We start from the raw sequence: 4,906 nt of genomic DNA on the forward strand, positions 1-4,906 counted from the left end.
TGGTGTTGGTATTGCATCACCTGAAACAACACTTAGATAATCCTTATGCGAATATCCTCTTGTTCCATTATATTCAATCTTATACCAACTTCCACTCTCACCTTCAATATTTACAATAGCTCCTGGTCTTAAACTTCCAACTACAGAACTATTCGTACTTGCTGAAGATCTTATTCTAAGATTGCTACTAACATTTACAACCTTAGCTTTTTTTGAACTTCTTGCATTTACTTCATTATTACTTTCACTTTTTATATTATCTGCTGTATTTATCTCATTTGCTAAAACCTTTTCACTATGAGCCCCAGTAATAGCTAAGCTAGCTGTTGTCGCTAAAATTATCGATGCTACTTTTTTATTCATCTTTATTTCCCCCAATATTGTCTAAATTATTATTTAATTCGTATTCATATTACAAATTTTATGGTCTTTATAATTATATCTTTATAATGTAGACAACTTTTGCATTCTTAATAAATTTTTTGTTAATTTATCAATAAAATAGCATAAATATAGCCATTTAAATAATATTCCAACTATATTTATACTATAAAGAATATTTAAGATAATAATAATTCTATATTTTCAAATATTTTCTCTAAAAAAGCCTTGCTATCTAATTTAATTTCAAAGCATTTAATACTAGAATCTTTATCTATTAAATTAACTATTTTACCATAATTATCACTTGTTGGTATTATCCCTCTAACTGAACCAATAAATAAATTATTTTCTTTATATACTTCATATGGAGTTATCACATATGCATTTTCTATATTATCTTTTATATCTGGGACTTTTTTACTCACCTCTTCTATAATTAAACGTGATACTAAAGTTTTACTTAAATTCTCATCAATCAATTTATACTTATCTATTTTGCTCCAATAAGCAAAATTCCCTCTTATATATATAGAAACATTCTGTTTACCATTAATCTCTTTCCCATAAATCTCATATTTTCTGTGAAATGCTCCTACATTATCAACAAAAGGTTCTACTGCTACAAATCTATTTATTCCTTCAAATCTATTAAAACTCTTCTTCAAAACTAAATTAACTATTACGTATGAATCATATATTATTGAATTACTTATTACCTTTTCTAATTTATCCATTGAATACTTCTCATCTAAAATATCAACTATATCAGATATATTACTACTAGCTATTATAATTTTCTCACAATATTTTTTTTCTCCATTAACTGAAATAACTGTTTCTTTTTCACCTGAGTTAATTATCTTAACTTTAGAGTTATACTCTATCTTTCCACCTTTATCTAAAAACTTTTTTTCTAATTTCAAAATAATATCTCTTATATCTTCATCAAAAACAAAAATTTCACTATAGCTTATCTTATATAAAATATCAAGCAAATACATATATGAAGCTTTTTTATTAGCAAGACTTTTTATAATTTCTCGAAGTTCATCACTTTCTATCATATCTATCACATCTTCAACTGATTTTTTCTTATAATCTTTGATATCTTCTTTTTTTCTACTAAAAAGTTTCTTTATTCTATCTAGAAACTTTTTTTCTTTAAGGTCTTTCTTATTCTCTTTAAATTCATGTAAGGTATCAACACACTCAAATATATATTTAACTATCTCCGCATCATTATTTTTACAATTACTATAAAAAACTTTCTCTATATTTTCTCTTCCAAGCTTCAATTCTATTTTTCCTTTATTCTTTAATTGAATATACTTATATATTTTTATTTTTTTAAATTTTATTTCCTTAAAAATTGTATATCTATACTTTTCTAGATACTCTAGACTAATATCACTATACTGTATTTTATAATCATATAATTCTTCATTTTTAAAAGGAATAAAACTTCCTCCTGAATATAATTTTTTTTCAAATATATCCACTTCATATCCCTGTTCAATTAAAAGAATACCTAAACTAATACCTAGTATACCTGCTCCAATTATATTTACTTTCATCATTAAACCCCACCAATTTTAATTACTACTTATTTTAATATATTATGATTAACTTTTTTTAATGATAGGGATTTATATAAGATTGTAATATTCATCTATTATATGTTACTATTATATATACTAATTCATATAATTAAGGAGATTTTTTATGTTAAGAACAATTGCATTTTATACTAAGTTTATAACTAGCTTAGTTACAACAATGCCATTAACAAAAAGACTAGAAAAAAAAGTTGCTGAATTTGATGCTAATAATCAAATTTTAGAAAAATATCAATATATGCACGAGGCAAGTTCTAAATGGGCAGAGCCTTTTATAAAACTTAGTGGTGCAAAAGTTACAGTTATCGGAAGTGAAAATATTCCTAAAGATGGTGCTGTATTATTTGTAAGTAATCATCAAAGTAATTTTGATATTCCACTTTTAATATACTACCTAGATAAACCTAAAGGTTTTATCTCAAAAAAAGAAATTGAAAAAATACCAATGATAAATAGATGGATGAAAATGATGGATTGTGTCTTTATGGACAGAAGTAACCTTCGTAAATCTGCTGGAGCTATAATAGAAGGTATTAAAATATTAAAAAAAGGACAATCTATGGTGATTTGCCCTGAAGGAACTCGTAGTAAAGGTGGACCTATTGCAGAATTTAAAGCTGGTAGCTTTAAACTTGCCACAAAATCTAAAGTTCCTATAATTCCTATAACAATAGATGGTTCATATAAAATAATGGAAGCAAATAAAAACTTTATTAAACCATCTGATGTTACTTTATATATTCATCCACCAATTTTCACTGATAAGCTTTCAAAAGAAGAAGAATCATTACTTCCAAAGAGAGTTCAAAATATAGTAGCTAGTAAACTTAGCTAACAGAGGGATTTATTCTCTCTGTTTTTTTCGCTTTAATATATTAAAATTAAATCCTAATTTCTCTAGCTTAATATATTAACATTCTATTAATATATAATGTTTTTAATATTAACAAAAAACTTTTTTATTGATATTATACATAATTATATTTACACTTATAATTGTCGGTATTCGCCAGAAACTGAACATAGTTTTTTCTTTTTAGATTAAACCGAATTATATCCTTATAAAAGGAATGAGAACGGAGGTATTCAAAATGTCTAATCAAAACAAAAATTCTCGAAATCGTAGTTCTAAAACAAGAAAACTTGTAGTTGTAGCTATGCTTTCATCAATCTCAATTTTTCTTGGACTTACAGGTCTTGGTTTTATAACAATTCCACCTGTAAAAGCTACTATAATGCATATACCTGTAATAATAGGTGCTATTATAGAAGGTCCACTTGTTGGAGCGCTCATAGGACTTGTCTTTGGACTTTTCTCTATGTATCAAGCATTTGCAGCTCCAATGCCAACTAGCTTCATATTTTGGAATCCAATAATTGCGATTCTACCTAGAATCCTTATAGGAATTGCTAGTTATTACATTTATGTTATAACACTTAAATCTTGCAAGAAAAATTTAAAGGCAACATCCATTATAGGTGGCTTAATTATTGGTATTCTTGGCTTCTTAGCTGGGACATCGCTTTCTAAAATGTTTGATTTAAGTAATTTAATTTCTCATATAATCGGAATTGTAATCGGAATTGTACTATTCGGACTTGTAATTTTTGTTGTTACTAAGATAAAAGATAAAAATAAGGAGGAGATTCTTGCAATAGGAGTCGCTGCTGTCCTTGGTACTATGGTTAATACTGTAGGTGTTCTTGGACTAACTTATATAATTTATTTAGATAAATATGCACAGGAGCTTCATATGTCTAGTCAAATGGCTGGTGCATCAATAATTGCACTAGGAGTTTCTAATGGAATTCCCGAAGCTTTCATTTCAGCAATCATAACAGTTCCTGTTGTACTTGCTGTAAAAAAAATAAGAAAATAATTTTTTCATTTAACTAAGGGGAGATTTGTAATGAATGAAATTAATATACAAGATATAGATGGGTTTAAACTAGGACACGCATCAAATTTTGATGCTGCAACTGGATGTACTGTTTTAATTTGTGAAGAAGGTGCTAGTGCAGGAGTATCTGTACGAGGTGGTGCACCTGGAACTCGTGAAACTGATCTTTTAGATCCTAGTGAACTTATTCAAAAAATACATGCTATTATATTGTCAGGAGGCTCAGCCTTTGGACTTGATGCAGCCTCTGGCGTTATGGAATACCTAGAAAGTAAAGATGTAGGCTTTGATGTTACAGTAGCTAAAGTTCCAATAGTTTGCTCAGCAGTTTTATTTGATTTAGGATGTGGAAGTTCAAAAATTAGACCTGATAAACAAATGGGAATTGATGCTTGTATAAATTCAGAGAATTATACTAATAACACTAATGGAAATATTGGTTGTGGTACTGGTGCAACTGTAGGTAAATTTTTCGGACCTAAATCTGCTATGAAAGGTGGATTTGGTAGCTATGCTGTACAAATTGGAGATTTAAAAGTTGCTGCTATTGTTGGTGTTAATGCCCTTGGTGATATAAAAGATCCTTCAACTGCTAAAATTATAGCTGGAGCACTAGATAAAAATAATGAGTTTATAGATACTGAAAATTCTATGCTTACATCTAATATAAAAGCTCAAAGTGCTTTTAAAGGAAATACTACTATCGGTGCTATAATAACAAATGCTAATTTATCTAAAGCAGAAAATAAAAAAATAGCTTCTATGGCACATAATGGATTTGCTAGGACTATATATCCTGCACATACTATGTTTGATGGTGATACTATTTTTGCAGTATCTAATGGAACTGAAAAATTTGATACTAGCCTTATAGGTACTATTGCAACAAAAGTTATGGAAGAAGCAGTTTTAAGGGCCGTAAAAAATGCCAAGTCACTATTTGACTTCAAATCTTATAATGACTTATAAATAATTTTTCATAAAAAAACATCTTAAGGCAAAACC

At 27.8% G+C, this 4,906-nt stretch carries 4 protein-coding genes and 2 pseudogenes; 4 read left to right on the forward strand and 2 right to left on the reverse strand.

From position 1 onward, the window contains the following. Both Q0V15_RS11820 and Q0V15_RS11825 read right to left on the reverse strand, forming a co-directional pair. Positions 1–363: SH3 domain-containing protein (locus Q0V15_RS11820; RefSeq protein WP_297439259.1), on the reverse strand; the 363-nt coding region annotated here is incomplete at its 3' end. A gap of 197 nt (positions 364–560) precedes the next feature. After that, on the reverse strand, positions 561–1,961 hold the full coding sequence (locus tag Q0V15_RS11825) for an NAD(P)-binding protein (RefSeq protein ID WP_297439261.1): 1,401 nt from the start codon (positions 1,959–1,961) through the stop codon (positions 561–563). Positions 1,962–2,106: 145 nt separating this feature from the next. Here Q0V15_RS11825 and Q0V15_RS11830 point away from each other — a divergent pair, with 145 nt between their 5' ends. The 4 genes and pseudogenes from Q0V15_RS11830 (at position 2,107) to Q0V15_RS11840 (ending at position 4,870) form a co-directional block, all read left to right on the forward strand. Then, positions 2,107–2,835: a 1-acyl-sn-glycerol-3-phosphate acyltransferase gene (locus Q0V15_RS11830; RefSeq protein ID WP_297439263.1), complete on the forward strand. Its 729-nt coding sequence runs from the start codon at positions 2,107–2,109 to the stop codon at positions 2,833–2,835. A gap of 256 nt (positions 2,836–3,091) precedes the next feature. Next, positions 3,092–3,430 (forward strand): annotated as a pseudogene (locus Q0V15_RS12995) (ECF transporter S component); the annotation flags it as partial. A gap of 135 nt (positions 3,431–3,565) precedes the next feature. Then, a pseudogene (locus Q0V15_RS13000) lies at positions 3,566–3,880 on the forward strand (ECF transporter S component); the annotation flags it as partial. Between the two features lie 30 nt (positions 3,881–3,910). Continuing rightward, on the forward strand, positions 3,911–4,870 hold the full coding sequence (locus Q0V15_RS11840) for a P1 family peptidase (RefSeq protein ID WP_297439267.1): 960 nt from the start codon (positions 3,911–3,913) through the stop codon (positions 4,868–4,870). Positions 4,871–4,906: the final 36 nt, after the last annotated feature.

The organism is uncultured Clostridium sp. (assembly GCF_947036855.1).
GTDB lineage: Bacteria > Bacillota > Clostridia > Clostridiales > Clostridiaceae > Sarcina.